At 38.5% G+C, this 17,504-nt stretch carries 16 protein-coding genes and 1 tRNA gene; 8 read left to right on the top strand and 9 right to left on the bottom strand.

The genetic code is table 11. The features are described from left to right. Positions 1-4 precede the first annotated feature (4 nt). From EHR01_RS15930 to EHR01_RS15900, 7 genes are all read left to right on the top strand, one after another. A tRNA-Gln gene (locus EHR01_RS15930) sits at positions 5-80 on the top strand. 27 nt (positions 81-107) lie between these two features. Continuing rightward, a complete protein-coding gene (locus EHR01_RS15925) occupies positions 108-869 on the top strand; it encodes a sugar phosphate nucleotidyltransferase (protein WP_135696102.1) in 762 nt (253 codons plus the stop codon). After that, the gene (locus EHR01_RS15920) at positions 866-1,807 is read left to right on the top strand and encodes a ribose-phosphate pyrophosphokinase (RefSeq protein ID WP_135696101.1); all 942 of its coding nucleotides are present in this window, start codon (positions 866-868) and stop codon (positions 1,805-1,807) included. The genes EHR01_RS15925 and EHR01_RS15920 overlap by 4 nt, the downstream gene beginning before the upstream one ends. Before the next feature lie 17 nt (positions 1,808-1,824). After that, positions 1,825-2,457, top strand: a complete 633-nt coding sequence (locus EHR01_RS15915) for a 50S ribosomal protein L25/general stress protein Ctc (protein WP_135601949.1) — start codon at positions 1,825-1,827, stop codon at positions 2,455-2,457. A gap of 19 nt (positions 2,458-2,476) precedes the next feature. Further along, the gene (pth, locus tag EHR01_RS15910; protein WP_135696099.1) at positions 2,477-3,040 is read left to right on the top strand and encodes an aminoacyl-tRNA hydrolase; all 564 of its coding nucleotides are present in this window, start codon (positions 2,477-2,479) and stop codon (positions 3,038-3,040) included. A 29-nt stretch (positions 3,041-3,069) separates the two neighbouring features. Then, positions 3,070-5,022 (top strand): ATP-dependent zinc metalloprotease FtsH, encoded by a 1,953-nt coding sequence (ftsH, locus tag EHR01_RS15905; protein WP_135696097.1) that lies wholly within the window; start codon positions 3,070-3,072, stop codon positions 5,020-5,022. A gap of 8 nt (positions 5,023-5,030) precedes the next feature. After that, positions 5,031-5,489 (top strand): EVE domain-containing protein, encoded by a 459-nt coding sequence (locus tag EHR01_RS15900; RefSeq protein ID WP_135696095.1) that lies wholly within the window; start codon positions 5,031-5,033, stop codon positions 5,487-5,489. A 3-nt stretch (positions 5,490-5,492) separates the two neighbouring features. Here the strand turns inward: EHR01_RS15900 and EHR01_RS15895 are convergent, their stop codons facing one another. From EHR01_RS15895 to EHR01_RS15875, 5 genes are all read right to left on the bottom strand, one after another. Further along, positions 5,493-5,888: a response regulator gene (locus tag EHR01_RS15895; RefSeq protein ID WP_135696093.1), complete on the bottom strand. Its 396-nt coding sequence runs from the start codon at positions 5,886-5,888 to the stop codon at positions 5,493-5,495. Beyond that, a complete protein-coding gene (locus tag EHR01_RS15890) occupies positions 5,881-7,911 on the bottom strand; it encodes a PAS domain S-box protein (RefSeq protein ID WP_135696091.1) in 2,031 nt (676 codons plus the stop codon). The genes EHR01_RS15895 and EHR01_RS15890 overlap by 8 nt, the downstream gene beginning before the upstream one ends. 112 nt (positions 7,912-8,023) lie before the next feature. Beyond that, positions 8,024-8,866: a CAP domain-containing protein gene (locus EHR01_RS15885; protein ID WP_135696089.1), complete on the bottom strand. Its 843-nt coding sequence runs from the start codon at positions 8,864-8,866 to the stop codon at positions 8,024-8,026. An 8-nt stretch (positions 8,867-8,874) separates the two neighbouring features. Continuing rightward, positions 8,875-9,375, bottom strand: a complete 501-nt coding sequence (locus EHR01_RS15880; protein ID WP_135696087.1) for a hypothetical protein — start codon at positions 9,373-9,375, stop codon at positions 8,875-8,877. A 120-nt stretch (positions 9,376-9,495) separates the two neighbouring features. Further along, positions 9,496-10,881 carry an SLC13 family permease gene (locus EHR01_RS15875; protein ID WP_135696085.1) on the bottom strand — a complete coding sequence of 462 codons (1,386 nt, stop codon included), beginning with the start codon at positions 10,879-10,881 and terminating at the stop codon, positions 9,496-9,498. A gap of 107 nt (positions 10,882-10,988) precedes the next feature. On the opposite strand from EHR01_RS15875, the gene EHR01_RS15870 reads away from it, so the two are divergent. Beyond that, positions 10,989-13,409 carry a 1-acyl-sn-glycerol-3-phosphate acyltransferase gene (locus EHR01_RS15870; protein WP_135696083.1) on the top strand — a complete coding sequence of 807 codons (2,421 nt, stop codon included), beginning with the start codon at positions 10,989-10,991 and terminating at the stop codon, positions 13,407-13,409. 50 nt (positions 13,410-13,459) lie between these two features. Here the strand turns inward: EHR01_RS15870 and EHR01_RS15865 are convergent, their stop codons facing one another. Genes EHR01_RS15865 through EHR01_RS15850 form a run of 4 tightly spaced genes read right to left on the bottom strand, consistent with a single transcriptional unit; the run spans position 13,460 to position 17,458 of the window. Beyond that, positions 13,460-13,942 (bottom strand): DUF4442 domain-containing protein, encoded by a 483-nt coding sequence (locus EHR01_RS15865; protein WP_135696081.1) that lies wholly within the window; start codon positions 13,940-13,942, stop codon positions 13,460-13,462. Further along, on the bottom strand, positions 13,939-14,832 hold the full coding sequence (locus tag EHR01_RS15860) for a DMT family transporter (RefSeq protein WP_135696079.1): 894 nt from the start codon (positions 14,830-14,832) through the stop codon (positions 13,939-13,941). The genes EHR01_RS15865 and EHR01_RS15860 overlap by 4 nt, the downstream gene beginning before the upstream one ends. Further along, on the bottom strand, positions 14,829-15,701 hold the full coding sequence (locus EHR01_RS15855) for an AEC family transporter (RefSeq protein WP_244310152.1): 873 nt from the start codon (positions 15,699-15,701) through the stop codon (positions 14,829-14,831). Before EHR01_RS15855 ends, EHR01_RS15860 begins: the two co-directional genes overlap by 4 nt. A 41-nt stretch (positions 15,702-15,742) precedes the next feature. Beyond that, positions 15,743-17,458 carry an acyl-CoA dehydrogenase family protein gene (locus tag EHR01_RS15850; RefSeq protein ID WP_135696076.1) on the bottom strand — a complete coding sequence of 572 codons (1,716 nt, stop codon included), beginning with the start codon at positions 17,456-17,458 and terminating at the stop codon, positions 15,743-15,745. Positions 17,459-17,504 lie beyond the last annotated feature (46 nt).

Here is a 17,504-nt window from a genome sequence, read left to right as displayed (position 1 = left end):
AAACTGGCCTGTAGCCAAGCGGTAAGGCAGCGGTTTTTGGTATCGCCATTCCCTAGGTTCGAATCCTAGCAGGCCAGCCAGTTTTAAAAGATCCGATAGAACGAACGATGAACCTACATAATACTGTAACTGCTGTTATTTTGGCGGCGGGGAAAGGAACTCGAATGAAGAGTGAACTTCCCAAGGTTGCGGTTGTACTGAACGAATCACCACTTTTACTTCACGTTCTTCGTAATATCGAATCCGCCGGCATCGAACGAAAAGTCGTCGTTGTTGGTTACCGCAAAGATATCGTTACCGATATTGCAAAATCATTTCCCGGTGTAGAATTTGCTGAACAGACCGAACAATTAGGAACAGGTCATGCTGTAATTTCTGCTGAGACAAAACTAGCACCTTATGCTGGATATACGATAGTCGCATGCGGAGACGCCCCACTTATTTCTGCAAAATCATTTTCCGAACTCATAGAACTTCATAAAGCCAATGGATATTCGGCGACTGTTCTTTCTGCAAAGATGGAAAACCCAACAGGTTACGGTCGTATCATTCGGTCTTCTGATGACGGTAGTCTTCTACGCATTGTAGAAGAAAAAGACGCAAGTCCCGAAGAAAAAGCGGTAAACGAAGTGAATACAGGAACTTATTGTTTCAATACTGAGGAATTGTTTGGTGCCTTAAAACAAATCGGCAATGACAATGCTCAGAAAGAGTATTACCTCACAGACGTGATCAAAATTTTTAGATCGTTGGGAAAAAAAGTCGGAGCAAAAACCTTGGCGAATGCTTTAGAAAGCCATGGAATTAATTCTCCTGATGATTTGGCTCTCGCAAAACAATATATAGACAAAGGGTTGGTTGGAGTATGAATCCCAGCGAAGTAGTTGTATTTTCTGGAAATGCAAATAGACCTCTTGCAGAGGAAATCTGTAAACACTTGGGAATTCCGAACGGCCAAATTTCGGTCAAAAGATTTTCTGACGGAGAAAGTTCTGTAAAAATTGAAGAAAACGTTCGTGGCCGAGATGTGTTTGTGGTTCAATCCATCAGCTATCCAGCTAACGACAGTTTAATGGAACTTTTACTCATAATTGATGCAGCAAGAAGAGCATCTGCACGTCGCATCACAGCAGTCATTCCTTATTATGGTTATGGACGCCAAGACAGAAAGGTAGAACCAAGGGTTCCGATTTCTGCACGTATGGTTGCCGATTTAATCGAAACTGTTGGTCCAGATCGTGTTCTCACAATGGACTTACATGCTGACCAAATCCAAGGATTCTTTCGTATTCCTGTTGATCATTTGTATTTTTCACCAGTTCTTGCTGAGTATATTAACTCACTTGGTATGGAAGACCTTGTGATTGTTTCGCCAGACTCTGGTGGTGCCGAACGAGCACGTAACTTTGGTAAAAAAGTAAACGGATCACTTGCCATCATTGACAAACGTAGACCAAAAGCTAACGAGTCTGTGGTGATGCATGTCATTGGTGAAATCAAAGATAAAAACTGTTTATTACTCGATGATATGATTGATACTGGTGGAACCATTGCCAAAGCAGCAACCGCATTGTATCAAAATGGAGCAAAATCGGTATTATGTTGTGCATCTCATGGAGTTCTTTCCGGTGAAGCACCAGCAAAATTGAATGAAGGAAACTTCACACAAATTGTGCTCTCAAATTCTATCAGCATTCCGGAGACCAAAAAAATAAATCACTTGAAAACGCTCTCCATCGCCCCACTCTTTGCTAAAGCCATCGAGCGGATTCATAACGAAGAATCAATCTCTAGTCTGTTTTCATAACTTTAAGGAACATAATCATGGAAAAAATCAGTATCAAAGCACAAACAAGAACTTCTAAAGGAAAAGGTCCTGCAAGAAGAATGCGTGTGGAAGGTTTAGTACCGGCGAACATCATCGGAAACGGTGAAGCAAGATCGGCAAGTGTTGTCGAAAAAGAAATTCAAAGACTCATCGACTCTGGAATCCGTAAGGCAACTCTCATCGACCTCGAACTCGATGGTAAAACTGAAAGAGTTTTCGTAAAAGAAATTCAAAGATTTCCACACACAGGTCAAATCCGTCATATCGACTTCTTTAAAGTAACTCCTGGCAAAAAGATTCTTACAACAGTTGCAATCAAAACATCTGGTGTGGCAAAAGGTTCTAAGGCTGGTGGTCAGTTCGAACACCTAGTTCACGAAATCAAAGTGAAGTCTACTCCAGAAGATTTAACTGACGTAATCACAATTGATGTAAGTGGTTTGGATATCGGAGGCATGATCAAAGTTTCCGAACTTCCTCACCCAGCATCTTGGGAAATCCTCGTAAATGGTGATCCGATTGTTGCTTCTTGTAGCAAAACAAAAGCGATCCTTGCTGCTGAACGTGCTGAAAAAGCGGAAGCAGATAGCAAAGGCAAACCAGCAGCGAAAAAAGCTGGAAAGAAATAAGATCCTCTTTTAAGAACCAATGAAGTTAATTGTAGGGCTAGGAAATCCTGGCGATAAATATAACAACAATCGATCTAACATTGGTTTTAAGATTCTCGATGTCATTGCCAACAACATTGGCATCGAAATCAAAACAAAGAAAAAGAAATCTCTCATCGGTCGTGGTGACTTTGAAGGGGATGAAGTGGTTTTACTCAAACCACAAACCTTCAGTGACCTTTCCGGTGAGTCGGTTCTCTACATTGCCTCCTTTTTAAAAATCCAGGTAAAAGACATTGTTGTCATCCACGAAGACGTAGGCCTTGAACTCGGCCAAATCGTAGTCACCAAAGGTGGAGAAAACGATGGAAACCCTGGGGTCAACTCGGTTTCTGTCTCATTACGATCCCCGAATTTTATACGAATTCGGATCGGCGTTCTTAATTCGAGCTTCAATCCTAAAAAAAGAGAAGAATTTTTACGTGAAGATTTTGAGCCATTAGAGAACCTGAGCTTGATACAGATCATCAATGACGCCGAAGCGGCGATTCGTTCCATATCCATGGGGGATATTGACGAAGTGATTCAGAAATATCACCTTTGATTTCAGTCTAATCATCGAGAAGTCTTTACATGAATAAAAACATCAAAACCGTATTTCTATTTTTGCTCGTATTCCTTGTCATTTTGGCAACGGTTTATAAAGGTCAGGACTTCGCCGGTAAACCCGACGAAATCAGTTATTCCGATTTTTTGAATATGGTGGAACCCATCGAAGGGAAAAAACCAATTGGAAAAATTACCTCCAAAGACGGAAAGGAAACTTCCGCAAAACAACAAATCATCATTGATAAAGAGCTCATTGAAGGTTGGTACATTCCTGAAAATAGTAAGGACAACAAACCAAAACTTTTCAAAACCAATGTAGCACAAGTAAACGATGATTTGGTGACAAAACTTCGTAAGTCACGCCTTAGTTTTACTGCGAAATCCACTGAAGAAAATAAGTTTTGGAGTGTTGTTTCTGGCATCATTCCTTGGTTATTTGCTCTCGGTATCATTTGGTTCATTATGATGCGCCAACTCCAAGCATCAGGCAACAAAGCATTTACCTTTGGTAAGTCTCGTGCCAAAATGAATGTGGATCCAAAAGTCAAAGTTACATTTAACGATGTGGCTGGATGTGAAGAAGCAAAAGTTGAGTTACTTGAAATCATTGAATTCTTAAAAGACCCAAAAAAATTCCAAGCCATTGGTGCAAGAATTCCTAAAGGAGTTCTTCTTGTAGGTCCTCCGGGAACTGGTAAAACTTTACTTGCGAAAGCGGTTGCTGGTGAAGCGGGTGTTCCTTTCTTCTCTATTTCTGGATCTGACTTTGTCGAAATGTTTGTGGGTGTGGGAGCTTCTCGTGTCCGCGATCTATTTGACCAAGGAAAAAAGAATGCCCCTTGCATCATCTTTATCGATGAGATTGATGCTGTCGGTCGCCTTCGTGGTGCCGGTCTCGGTGGTGGACATGATGAAAGAGAACAAACCCTCAATCAGATGTTAGTCGAGATGGACGGATTTGAAATGAACGAAGGTGTCATCGTGATGGCGGCAACAAACCGCGCAGATGTCCTTGACCCAGCCCTCCTTCGTCCAGGTCGTTTTGACAGACAAGTGATTGTAGACCTTCCTGATCTCAAAGGCCGTGAAGAAATTTTAGCAGTCCATGCTAAAAAAGTTCCTTTAGTATCTGATATTTCTTTGAACTCAATTGCACGTGGAACACCTGGATTTACAGGAGCGGATCTTGCTAACCTCATCAACGAAGCAGCCCTACTTGCGGCACGTCGTAACAAAAAACGTGTGACTCAAGAAGAATTAGAAGAAGCTCGTGATAAAGTGATGATGGGACCAGAACGTAAGTCTATGTTTATCTCTGACAAAGAGAAAGAGATGACGGCTTATCATGAAGCAGGACATGCCCTTCTTGGCACCTTACTGCCGTATACCGAACCGGTTCACAAAGTCACTATCATTCCGCGTGGAAGAGCCCTTGGCCTTACTCAATCTCTTCCTGTGGAAGACAGACATTCCTATCGTAAAAACTATTGTTTGGATCGAATTGTGATGTCTATGGGCGGATACATTGCCGAAGAACTGATCTTTGGTGATCCTTCCAATGGATCTTCTAACGACATCCAACAAGCAACAAACATTGCTCGTCGTATGGTTTGTGAATGGGGTATGTCTGAAAAACTCGGAACCATCCACTACGGTTCTGGAGAAACTTCTCCTTTTATGGGAAGAGATTACGGGCATACAAGCAAACCTTACTCCGAAGAATTTGCAGCCATGATTGACCAAGAAGTCAAACGCATCATCCAAACTTGTCTCGACAAAGGTCGCGACTTGGTGAAAAAGAACCAAAAAAAATTGGATGCGATTGCCAAAGCACTTCTTGCCAAAGAAACCATTGATGCAGAAGAACTGACAAATATTGTCCAACCTTCCTTTGATAAATTCGCTGATTCCAAATCGGGAATAGGATCAAAAAAAGGAAAAGGTAGTTCGGCAACAAAACCAGCTTACTCTGCATAAAAGCATTAATGAAGTATTGGCTCTTTAAAACAGAACCAGATGTATTTTCTATCGATGACCTGATACGAGAAAAACTCTCGTATTGGGAAGGTGTCAGAAACTACCAAGCACGCAATTACCTACGCGATGAAGTGAAGTTAGGTGACTTAGTTTTATTTTATCATAGTAGACTCGATCCACCAGGGATTGTAGGAATCGCAGAAGTTGCGAAAGAAGCAAGCCCTGACCCCTACCAATTTGATCCAAACCATAAATACTTTGATCCAAAATTAAAAGGAACAGAACCAAGATGGTACGGAGTGCACTTAAAACCTCATACCAAATTTAAAGAGTTAATTCCTTTGGATACACTTCGTAACATGAAGGGACTTGAAAAAATGGTGGTGACTCAAAAAGGATCAAGGTTATCGATCCAACCTGTGACAAAGAAAGAATTTGATATTATTGTCAAAATGTCTTCGAAGTAAGAATCAGTTCATCGCGTAAATGATTTCTTTAAGTTTCTCTAAGGTAATGGGTTTAACGATATAATTATTGCTGAGATTGTATTTTTCTGCTCTTCTTAAGTCCTCCTCATCTGAAGAACTTGTGACGATATATATGGTTATTTTTTGATCCAGCGAAAGAGCAGAGATTTCATCTAAAAACTGCCAGCCATCCCAAATCGGCATATTCAAATCTAATAAAATCAAATCAGGCAAAGATTCTGAACCAGAAATTCGAGAGACAAGCATGTCATATGCATCTTTCCCATTTTGGCAAACTACAGTCTGTTTGACCATACCGGAAAGTGTGATGACTTGTTTTGTCAAAAAAAGATGAACAGGATCATCCTCCACAACGCAGGCTAAATTGATTTCATTCATAGGGTAAAAATACAGTGAATTTTGTACCAAGTCCTACAGTACTTTCAACCTCTATTTTTCCTCCCATGGTCTCTATTTGATTTTTTGAAATAAATAATCCAACTCCCCTTGCCTCTTTGTTTTCATGGAATGTTTTGTACATTCCAAATAATTTATCACCATGTCTCTTTAGATCGATCCCTTGGCCATTGTCCTCAAACTGAATCGCTATCATTTTTTCTTTGATGAAACTTGATATTTTCAAATAACTATTTCGATCGTTCGATTTGTACTTGATCGCATTGGTAATCAAATTTAGCACAATGCTATCTAAATAAGCAGGAATTCCTCGAACCAACAATTGATTCGGAAAATTGATTTCAATTTTTAACTTTGATTCTAAAATTTGTAAGGCCAAACTTTCGATATTTTTTTGGACCATGATACCGATATCGACAAACTCATAATTTTCTTGGGCTAAGTTTACCTTGATCACAGCTGTAAGATCTTCTATGGTACGTTTTAAATTTTCGGTGGCTCCAAATAATAACTGCATCATTTCATTTTGAAAGTAGTCAGGAAAGGAATTTTGTAGAATCTCCATCATACCACTAATTCCAAAACTATGAGATCGCAAGTTATGAGAAACGATGCTCGTAAAATTTTTCAATCGATGGTTCTGTTCATTTGTGATATCGAGTAATGATTGAATTTCTGCTTCGGCTTTTTTGAGTTCGGAAATATCAACAGCGACACCAAGATAACCGGATATTCTCTCATTTTGTTTTACAGCGGTAATTGATAAAAGTACAGTAAATGTGGATCCATCTTTTCTTTTATGCGTCCATTCTAATGTATTTGGTTTTCCAATTTTTGCATTATAAGTAAGTATCTCAAATCCATCAAAGGTTCGATTGTATTCCTTGGAAAGTTGTTTGGCTCTTTCTTCGATTTCGCTTTCAATATGAAAAATTTTTGGAGTAAACTTTCCAATTAATTCTTCCGAGGTGTAACCCAACATTTTTTCAGCACCGTGATTAAATTCTGTGATTGTTCCTTTTGTATCAGTGCTAATAATTGCAACCAAGGTACTTGAATCTAAAATGGCTTGATTTTTTGCTAAAGCCAACTTCAATTCCTTTTCGACTAACTTTTGCTCAGTGATATCTATGATTTGAGAAATAAAATAAAGAACTTTTCCTTCTTCATTTTTCACCATGGAAACAGCCAAAATAGCATACACTATGTTACCACTTTTCTGAAAGTATCGTTTCTCCATTTGATAAAACTTTCTTTTGTCAGCGATGAGTTCTTCTAGATATTTTAAATCTGCGTTTAAATCTTCGGGATGAGTGATGTCTTGAAATGTAAGGTTCATAAATTCTAACTCAGAATATCCCAAGATATCACAAACCCTCTTATTCACTTTCAGCCATCTTCCTGTTTCATCAAGTAACGCCATTCCAATGGCTGCGTTGTCAAAATTTTCTCGAAATGCATCCTCACTCACACGAAGTGCTTTTTCTATTTTTTTAACTTCATTAATCGCTTGTTCTGTTCCAAACAATGATATTGGACTTTCATCTGAACTATGTCCGAACAATATTAATTCATTTGATTGTAAAGATTCTGATTCAATTTTTTCTTTGAGTATTTTTTCCACTCTTTTGGATACTTCTCGAAAAAACTCAATTTGTTTGGTATCTATTTGTTTTACACGATCATCAAATAGGGAAATAAAACCAAATAGATACCCATCTTCATGAAATAAGGGAATCCCAACAAAAAAAACTAAGTTGAACTCTAAGTTGCGAAGCGGAATTGGATTTTGTTTTTGTTGGTAATCTTCAATCACAAGAATGTCTTTTGAAGATCTCAAAATTTCGGAAGAAAAGGTAATTAAGTCGCGTGATTGGTCTGGTGAAACTCCAAAACTTGTGTTGATATGAATCTCATTTTTGTCAAAAGAGACAATCAGCGAAATTTTAGATTCAAATTGTTGGGCCAGGAGTTTGGCCAAAAAATCAATTTCGCTTAGATCCAAAAAGACTTCTTCCTTATTTTGAACCCACGGAATTGTAGGTTCATTTTCTGTAATCTATTGGATGTCTTTTTTTTGTAAGTTAAGTTTTTAATATAAATGAATAAAGTGTATTCTAAGGTTTTGCCGTAAACACTTGGACAGCCTTTACCTTATCTATATCATAGAACTTTTTGTCTTTGTAAAAGGAAGTTCCCGCACCCATATAAGTAAATTCTGGATTAAGGATGTTTTTTCTATGTCCAGGCGAGTTAAACCAAATTTCAACCACTGCTTTTGCCAAACTCAAATACGTATGGTTGGGAATTGGTGATCCAGCTTTTGTATAACTAAAGAATGGACCTCCATTTTGAGCTGGAGTAAACACCGCTCTTCCCCCTTGGTATTGGATTCCAAATGCGTTGATAATGTTTTCAGCAGAATAAGTATCTGTAATTCCCACCAAATCCAAACGATCGCGAAGAGTTTCCTTTCCGTTTACTGTGCTTGTATGAGAATAAAAATCATAGGTAACCATATCTTGCGCGTGTCCAAAAGCAGCTTGTTCACATTTTTCCGAATATTTAAAAGGACGTAAGCCCAGAGATTTCCTTTCTTTAGAACTTACATAAAAGATAGCAGCATTTAACAATGGATAATCGATTTTCGCAAAATCGATATTAGCATTTGCAGGTGCATAGGAAGGAAAAGTGTCTTCTGTAAAAACATCATACTGTTCTACTTTCCATTTGTCCGAATCTGGCAATTCTCTACCATCTTCGATACTCTCTAAAAAAGCTAAATTGGGATCTTGCGCTTCTACAACTTTTTCCACTGGTTCTGGCTTTTTCACTTCAACAACTGGAGCTTTTTTGACTTCTGGAGTTTTGCAAACAAAAACAAATGTGCTGAGTATCACCAAAATGGTTAAGGTTTTAATGCGCGTTGTTGGAAGGTTTGAGTTTGTAATAAAGTTCATAAAATCTCCTATAAGTAACGATTATAATCTTGCACCACATTATGGATCAGATTCTTTTCTTTGCTAAAATGAATTGTTTTCGCTTCTTTGATTCCAGTTTCCCATATAAATACAAAAGGAATTCCAAACAACGTAGAATGTTTTTGTCGGTATTTCTCACGACCTATGAGTTTATCATTTAGATAAAAATCTGCATGAAGAACTCTTTCCTTTGAATAAATGGAAGGTAAAAGCCCAACAGTACCTAACATAAACAAGGTGGAGATAGATGAAACCCAAAAATGTTCATATTCATTCACTTCACTAGTGTACAAATCAATATGATGGTTTGCCCTAACGCCGTCAGATATAACACGTCCAAAGTATCCAGTTTCCATCAAATACTTAGTATATATAGACGTAATTTCTCGTTTGGTTTTATCGTTTTCAGGGGTAGAAACTTTGATGGTAAGGATCGCAATTTGTTGTTTGAAATCTGGCCTAACGATGATGGGAACGTCTTCGCTCATATAATTGTAGCAAGAGGTTAGAAAAAATGTGACAAAAAGAGAAATTAGAATCTGGAACCTAAACTTTCGCATAATTCGAAAGTAGAGTAATGGAAGTTGGGGAGAGGAAAAGTCTTTTTTTTAAAACTTAGAAAAATCGACAATCCCAAGTGAATGTAAAATAAACCCACCAACTGTGACAAATAAGGTCCAGGCTATCACAGATATGATTCCCCCCACCTTTAACATCTCTAAACTTCTGATTCCACCATAACTAAAAGCCAGGGCATTGGGAGGAGTCGAAACTGGAAGTGGCATGGCAAGAGAAGCTCCGATGGTAGCACCAATGGCCGCTGGCAAAATGAGGTCTGTGGGTAATCCCATCGTAATGGGTAGGATGAGATTGGCAACACTGGTGTTACTTAAAAAACAAGAAAGACCAAGGGAAAGGAGAGAAAAAATCAAGAATAACCCCAACTGATTTGAGTCACCTAACATAAACAATTCGACAAAATGTTTTGCGAGGCCTGTTTCTTCGAATGCTTTCCCAAGAGCAATTCCACCTCCCATCAAAATTAAAACGTCCCAAGAAAGGTTACGGAATTCTTTTAAATCCAAAAGTCGAAATCCAAAAAAGATAATCACAGGAAATAAGGCCACTGTTCCGTTAGAAATTCCGTGCCAGTCAGAAGTAACCCAACCCAAAATGGTAATCGAAATGATTCCCAAAGCAATGGATCGATCTCGTTTGGAAAGGGAGTGATCTGGATCGGAAACTTGAATGGAAAAAACAGAACTTCCCAAATTGTCTTTTTTTAGGTACACAATGTACAAAAGAATTGTTAAGGCCAATACAGAAAGAATGAATACAGGAAAAGCAAATCCCATCCAGTTCAAAAATCCAATTTCCAATCCTCTTTCCTGTAAATACCCAATTCCAATTACATTCGGAAGTGTTCCCACAGGTGTTCCAATCCCTCCCAAGTTTGCGGAAAAAGGAACAATGAAAAGGAGAGATTTTCGTAAAGGATTGTTTTCATCCAATGATTTCATCATAGAAGAAACAAGTCCAAGCATCATGGCCGCTGTCGCGGTATTGTTCATAAAGCAAGATAAAGAAGCAGTGGCAAAACCTAAGGAGAGAACGAGTAAAAATGCAGAACCTTTTGTTTTTTGGATCACAAATCTTGCAATGGCAGAATCCAAACCGTAAGATGTGATGGCCGAAGAAATCACAAATCCACCTAAGAAGAGTAAAATGGTCTCTGAAAAATAACAAGATAGGAAAGTAATCGTTTTTGGTGCCCCTGGACCCCATGTGGGAAGTAACCAAACTAATTCTAAAAATAGAACTAAAAAACCCGTAACATAGAGTGGAAAAAGTTCTGTCACCCAAAGAAAGGATACAACGAGAGCAATGGCCAAATTAATCTCTTGGGGGCCAGAGAGACCGAGCCAAATTTGATACCATCCAAATAGGGCCGGGATGACGGCAAGACTTGAAAATACAATACCAGCTCGAATCATTGTGACTTGACGATTTACACTCTCCTGATACTTTTTCGATAGACTCGAATCGTTTCAAGCAAACAAATAAAGTGAGATTTCCCCACGATTCGTATTGTTAATTTTTTATGCAAATAGCCTATAACGACTTAAAACAAGCAGTTCTGGGAAGTGGCCCAATGGGTATTATCATCGCTTCCGTACTAGCACAGAAATTCGATCCCATCACTCTCTGGATTCCCGACAAAGAATTGGTAGAGGTTCTTAAGAAACGCCGCCAAACAGAAATTATGGGAAAAACTATAGATCTCCCTGATCATATTGACATTGTTTCCAGTTTGGATTCTTTTGGGCGAGATGATTGGGTTTTTCATGTGGCCGTTCCTTCCCGATCATTTTTGGACAGTGTCCATGCTCTTTTGGATGTTTTAGAACCTACCAACAGTTATGTTTTTTCTTTTTTAACAAAAGGAATTTTGGATTCTAAAAACAGAAAAAAAACTGGATTCATCACTTACTCGCAATACTTACAAAATTATTTAAAAGAAAGAATTTTTTCTAACTCATCGGTTGCGGTAGTCAACGGTCCTTCCCTACTCGGGGAAATTTTAGATGAGAAATTTAGTTTTTTTAACATTGGATCTTATGAAAAAGAAACTTCTGAGTTTCTTTCTGAAGTTCTTTCTTCTAATTTTATCAATACATCTGTCACCGACGATGTTGTGGGAATGGAAATTGTAGGTGTGGCAAAAAATCCAATGGCCATCGCTAGTGGAATTGTTTCTCTACTTCCTCGTTATGGTGCAAACTTACTTGGAGAAATTTTATCTGTAGGTTTTCAAGAAGTGAGAGACCTTGCCATGCGTTATGGTGCAAGACCAGATACCGTGATGGGAAGATCGGGACTTGCCGACTTTATCACTACTGCCACAAGCAACAAAAGTAGAAATAGAGGATTTGGTCAAAAAATTGTCGGCGAACTTTTGTCAGGCGGAGAAAAATTAAGTATCAAAGATCGAATTGAGATTTTTTTTGCACCGCGATCCTTTATCGAAAGAGAGTCCACCAAGTGGCATGATAACGTAGAAGGAACTTACGCTCTCAGTATTCTGATCGAACTTGCCAATGAAATCCGTCTTCCTTTTACCTTACACAGAACTTTGTTTGATGTCCTTACCAGAAAACAACCACCAGATGCCTTAATTGATTTGATTTGTGGTAAAAAAACAGAATCAAAAAACATCCCACTGGTGGTTCAAAAGAAAGTAGGACTCAATTTAACATCAGGAATTGATTTTCAAAATTTGCTTGTGGATCGGATCATCAAACATATCAGCAATGTTCCAGGAACAGTCACTCGAGTGAAAAAACAATCCTCAGCTGTGATTGAATCCACTCAGAAAAGACTCACCAAAGCCACTCGTAAAAAACAAAAGTTGGATGAAGTTAAGTTTGCATCTGAACTTGAAATTTGGCAACGGTTCCAAAATTGCCAAAAAGATGAAGAGAATGCACTTGTAAAAGAGTTGGTTCGTTTCTATGTCACAGAAATTGCCGACAACTATAGCCCTACCGTCAGAGAATCTGTCCTTCGATTTGTAGCTCCCATTCGACTATTTTCTGGTGGGTTTCTCAAAGGATCGATGATCCCTCATGTGGGCGGAAAAACAGAAGTGGTGAAGGCATTATCTTCTAAATACAATTTATTGTATGCTCCCACCCATAGATCTCACTTAGATTCTGTAGAAGTTGCCTATTCTTTATTTCATTTGGGACTTCCTGTTCCTCGTTATGCGGCCGGAATCAATTTAATGTCGAATCCATTTTGGGAATGGATGTTAAAATCACTTGGTGCCTATGCGGTCGATCGTGAAAGAACACGCAACAGTTTGTATTTGGAATGTCTAACTTTGTATTCACAAGTAATGTTAGAACAAGGGATTCCTTCCCTTGTTTATCCAGAAGGTACTCGTTCGAGAACCGGAGGAATTGTTCCAGTCAAAACGGGCCTACTCACAACTGCCGTGAATGCATTCCGAAGTTCAGGAACAGAGATTGTGATTGTTCCCATTTCTGTATCTTACGAAACCGTTCCAGAAGATAACCAGTTCTGCAATATGCCAGAAGAGTTAGGAATGGCAGGTTTTCTTGCAAAACGTTCCAATGTATACGTAGAGTTTTGTGATCCAATTCCTATCTCGGAATATGCGCACACGGAAGATCCAACTTTGGAACTCAGTTATCGCATCACCAAAGGTTGGAAACAATATCATAAAATTTTGCCAAATCAGATTGTTGCTAAAATTTTAGCTGAGAATGATTTTTCCGTCGAAGTTTCGCAGAGTACGATGTTAGTTGAAGATTTTATTTCCTGTCATGATGGAAACTATCTCATCAAAGATCCTGAAGAAGTTTGGGAAAAAGGAAAAAAGATTCTAGAAAAACGGAAAATGATCGAAGAATCAAATCGAGTGGTGCATTCCAAAAATGATGCATTACTTTTGTATTATGCGAATATGATTCCTGAAGACGAAGATAAAAAATACTAATCAGTTCTTAATAAACAAAGAATAAAGGTAAGAAAGTTTTTTTCTTATCTTTATCCGTTCTGAATGGGGAGTTTTCCCCGTTTGCGGATATACACTGTTTTTTCCAGCTTTGCGATCACTTCACCATCCTCGTTTTTGACATCCGTTGTAAAAAGATAATCCCCTTTTTTCTTCACTTCGATTTCGTCTTTGATCCTTTGGATCTCTGTTTCTGGGATTCGAAATTCGGCAATCACCTTCCCCATTCCCGGTTTGACAAAAATCATATTACCAGCTTTGTCCCAAACAATATAATCAGAACCCAATCTTTCTAAAAGAATTAACATAAAAAATGGATCACACATGGAATACAAAGATCCACCAAAATGAACTCCCACATAATTCTTATTATAGAACCGTAACTTCATTTCCGAACGAAAATAGGAAAAATCGGGAGCAATTTCTTTGATTCGGATTCCTGCTCCCACATACGGTGGATAAAAGTTATATAACCAAATTTTGAATCTTTTTTTCCAAGATCTAATGTTCTTCAAAGATTTGGTTCCTTTCTCTTCTGTTTCGAATTGATTAAATACACAGCAAGGATTGCCAAACATCCGCCAATGATCACAGGAATTTGTACCACTTCATTCAAAATCAAAAAACTACTCAAATAGGCAGAGAGTGGGACAATGAAGATGAAACTACTCGCAATTTCAGATCCAAGCCTTGTGGCAGCATAAAAATAAACAGTGGTTCCAAAGGTAGTCGAGATCACTGTTAAGTAAAAGATGGAAGCCCAGAAGGAAAAACCCATATCCCAAACTTTCCAAAAACTTGGATCATTAAAACAAAATAGAAATTCAATGATAGAACCCACAGCATATACATAAAAACTATATGTTACGGGCGACATCGACTTACCTGTCTTTTGGCTATTGAGAGAAAGAATTGCCCAAACAAAAGAACATAACAAAAAGAATAAGTTACCAGATAACAATAAATAATCGATACTGATCTTCCATACTTGTAAAATCACAAGACCACCGATAAATCCAAAAAACAATCCTATCACTTGGCGTTTGGAAATTCGTTTTTTTTGTATAAGCACTACTATAAAAAATGTAACGATGGGATTGAGGGTTGTGACAAGGACACCCCCAGCTCCCGGTAGCCCATTCTTTAAACCCATAAAGAAGAATTGATTGTAGAAAGTATATATGATTCCACCGAGGAGAACATTCCAATAATCCTTTCCCGTTTTGAGTAAAAAAGGAATCCGCATCACAAGAAGCAGTGGAATCACGGAAAGAAAAGTGGCTAAAAATCGCCAGAAAACTAAGACTGAAACAGGAACAGTCCCTGCGATCATTTTTCCAATGGGCCAAGAAATCCCCCAAGAGACCATTGCAAGTATCAGTAAGAGTAAAAATTTTAGGTTCAAATATAGTTTCCTTTCAACAAAAAGTTGAGAACGTATGTGGTGCCAAAGGAAATAGGAATTCCAATTCCCAACATAAGGCTTGCTAAATGGGGAGAAATGTTTTTTTCAATTGTGATGACTGTGGAAGTGACCATAGGAGCCATTGCCGATTCCAAAACAATGGTTTGGAAAAGTAAGGAATCTTCTTTTAACGGAGAATACATCCAATACACAAAGATTGGTGCGAGGACGAGTTTAAACCCTAGGCCCAAAGCCAAAACCTTTCCATGACCTGCGATGGTTCTCATGTCCAACATATACCCAACAGAAACCAAAGCGAGCGGAGTGAGAGTGTCTCCCAAACGAAGTAGGACTAGTTTGAATGCTTCTGGATACGGAAATTGCCTTGTGACAATGGCAACAAACAGAGCGTAGATGGGAGCAAATCCCAGCACTCGTTTTACAAGAGTGGAAAAGTCCCATTTCCCATCCATAGCAATGGACGCCAAAATGATTCCTGGAAAACTTAAAACCATAAAGGTTCCTAGTTGGTCTGCCAAAATTCCATAACCAAGGGAAGTTTTTCCTAAGTAAGTTTCAAGTAAGGGAAATCCAACGAAGGAAGTGTTCCCAAGACCTGCAGTTAACACCAAACAGACGGCAGTATGAAATTTTAAAAACTTTAGTTTGTACAATCCAAGGAAGAATACAAGTGCGATCCCAAAAACTACCCAAGGCATAGACGAAGGCAAAAGTGAAGTCGTATCTACTTTTAATTCATGGACATGATACAAAACAAGAGAGGGCAACGAAATGAAAAGAATAAACCCATTTAACACCTTAGGAGTGGTTTCCGGAAACTGAGGTAATCTTCGAAAAAATAACCCCAACCCAAAACAAATTCCCAAAAGTAAAAAATTTTCCATATTAATTAAAAAGAAAGAAAGGTCTCAATTGCTTTCGAATCAAAGAAAACTCCTTCCTTTTGTCTTGGTGCTTCGAGTCCATCCCGCACCATCTCGGCATACCCATTGGCAAAATATAAATACTTAGTAGGTAATTTGTTTGCAATGTCATAAGCTGCTTGTTCTAAAAACTCAGCTAGCAGGAAAACTTGATAGGTTACATCGGCAATATAAACCCGATTCATATCCTTCCAATCTTTGGATTCATTTTTAATACAGTGTTCCAATTCCTTTCGTTTGGTTTGGAATACTTCAAATGCATTTTTTAATTCCTGATGGTTCAAAGCAGACTTTGTTAGTTCATCCAACAAAGATTGGAAAGCTGTATAAACCTTTGGTTTTTGCAAAGCATGCAAACAATGATCGGTAATAATGAGATGGGTTCCTTCCCAAGTTTCATTGATGATGGAATCATTGTGTAGACGAGGGAGAGGAGAAAAGTCACCAATGATTCCGTTTCCACCCAAAGTAAGGATTGCTTTTTGAGTGATATAACTTGCTTGGGAAGATGATTTATATTTCATAAGCGGAACTGTAATCTCAGCCGCATCATGATCTTTTTCAGATAGATTCGCGGAACGAAAGTTCACAAAACAATTTCCTGTTTGTAAAATTTGCATTTCTGCTAAGGTTTTTGTAAAAGAAGGAAATTCTAAAATCTTTTTACCGTAAGCGGTTCTAAACTTTGCATACTCAGAAGCTTCCATCACAGACCTTCTTGCATTCCCACTGGAACCAAGACCCACATGCAATCGAGAGGTTTTGATGATGTAACGAATGAGATTCACAAGTCCATGACCTGGACGACCAAACTCTTCGGCTTCTACCTTGTCATAAATAATTTCTACAGTGAGTTTTCCACGAGATCCAATGATATCTTTTTTACGCAAAATATGGTGTCCATTGAGTTCCCCATTTTCTTTGATCCTAGGAACAAGGAACATACCAACGGTATTCGTTCCCTCCATCTTTGCCGTTGTGACCCAAAGATCACCAGGGTTCGAACAAAACCATTTTTCACCAGTTAACTCCCATTTGCCGTTCGGAAGTTTTTTTGCAATGGTTCGATTGGCAGAAACATTACTCCCACCCACTCTTTCCGTTACATATTGTCCGGCCATAAAATGAGAAGAACTTCCTTTTCCAGCAACCAGAGGGAGGTATTTTTTCTTTTGTTCTTCTGTTCCAATTTTTTTGAGAGCAAGGATGATTCCATCGGTCATGGCCAAAGGACAGGCAACACCACCTTCTCCATTCATATTCATTAAATAAGTGAGCGCATAACGATGAATATGTGTGAAATCATATTTCCACTCAGGATGAAAATCTAAATTCACCACACCGTGATCATAAGAAATCTTTCGTGCTAATTTTTGTTCTTCCGAATATTTGATAAAATCGATTCGTTTTCCCGTTCGATCAAATTTAACAACCTCACCATACTTTCCTTCTTTGTGGCACTCTTCTGTGAGTTCATCCAAAATCCCACCGACGAGTTCCCCATACTTTCGGATATGTTCTTCCATTGCTTTTTTATGATCCGGTGCAAAAGATTCAGAATAACGGTGAACCACTCGTTGTAAGGCGGGATCGATGTCGTAAAAGTTTTTACCTCGAACTCCCTTGTATTCGGAAATATCGAACGGTTGTAAGGAAGGATGTTCTGAAATATGGTGGCTCATTCTTCCAGTTCAAAAAAAGGAATAGGATTCACTAGCAAAAAAGTCG

This window comes from Leptospira mtsangambouensis (assembly GCF_004770475.1).
GTDB lineage: Bacteria > Spirochaetota > Leptospiria > Leptospirales > Leptospiraceae > Leptospira_A > Leptospira_A mtsangambouensis.
The sequence above is the reverse complement of the archived record's forward strand: the minus strand, read 5'-3'. Positions and strand labels throughout refer to the sequence as shown.

What these genes read in the sequence shown, in the direction of transcription:
- EHR01_RS15925 (WP_135696102.1), top strand. Translation starts at nt 108, where the DNA reads ATGAACCTACATAATACTGTAACTGCTGTTATTTTGGCGGCGGGGAAA.
- EHR01_RS15920 (WP_135696101.1), top strand. Translation starts at nt 866, where the DNA reads ATGAATCCCAGCGAAGTAGTTGTATTTTCTGGAAATGCAAATAGACCT.
- EHR01_RS15915 (WP_135601949.1), top strand. Translation starts at nt 1,825, where the DNA reads ATGGAAAAAATCAGTATCAAAGCACAAACAAGAACTTCTAAAGGAAAA.
- pth (WP_135696099.1), top strand. Translation starts at nt 2,477, where the DNA reads ATGAAGTTAATTGTAGGGCTAGGAAATCCTGGCGATAAATATAACAAC.
- ftsH (WP_135696097.1), top strand. Translation starts at nt 3,070, where the DNA reads ATGAATAAAAACATCAAAACCGTATTTCTATTTTTGCTCGTATTCCTT.
- EHR01_RS15900 (WP_135696095.1), top strand. Translation starts at nt 5,031, where the DNA reads ATGAAGTATTGGCTCTTTAAAACAGAACCAGATGTATTTTCTATCGAT.
- EHR01_RS15895 (WP_135696093.1), bottom strand. Translation starts at nt 5,888, where the DNA reads ATGAATGAAATCAATTTAGCCTGCGTTGTGGAGGATGATCCTGTTCAT.
- EHR01_RS15885 (WP_135696089.1), bottom strand. Translation starts at nt 8,866, where the DNA reads ATGAACTTTATTACAAACTCAAACCTTCCAACAACGCGCATTAAAACC.
- EHR01_RS15880 (WP_135696087.1), bottom strand. Translation starts at nt 9,375, where the DNA reads ATGAGCGAAGACGTTCCCATCATCGTTAGGCCAGATTTCAAACAACAA.
- EHR01_RS15875 (WP_135696085.1), bottom strand. Translation starts at nt 10,881, where the DNA reads ATGATTCGAGCTGGTATTGTATTTTCAAGTCTTGCCGTCATCCCGGCC.
- EHR01_RS15870 (WP_135696083.1), top strand. Translation starts at nt 10,989, where the DNA reads ATGCAAATAGCCTATAACGACTTAAAACAAGCAGTTCTGGGAAGTGGC.
- EHR01_RS15850 (WP_135696076.1), bottom strand. Translation starts at nt 17,458, where the DNA reads ATGAGCCACCATATTTCAGAACATCCTTCCTTACAACCGTTCGATATT.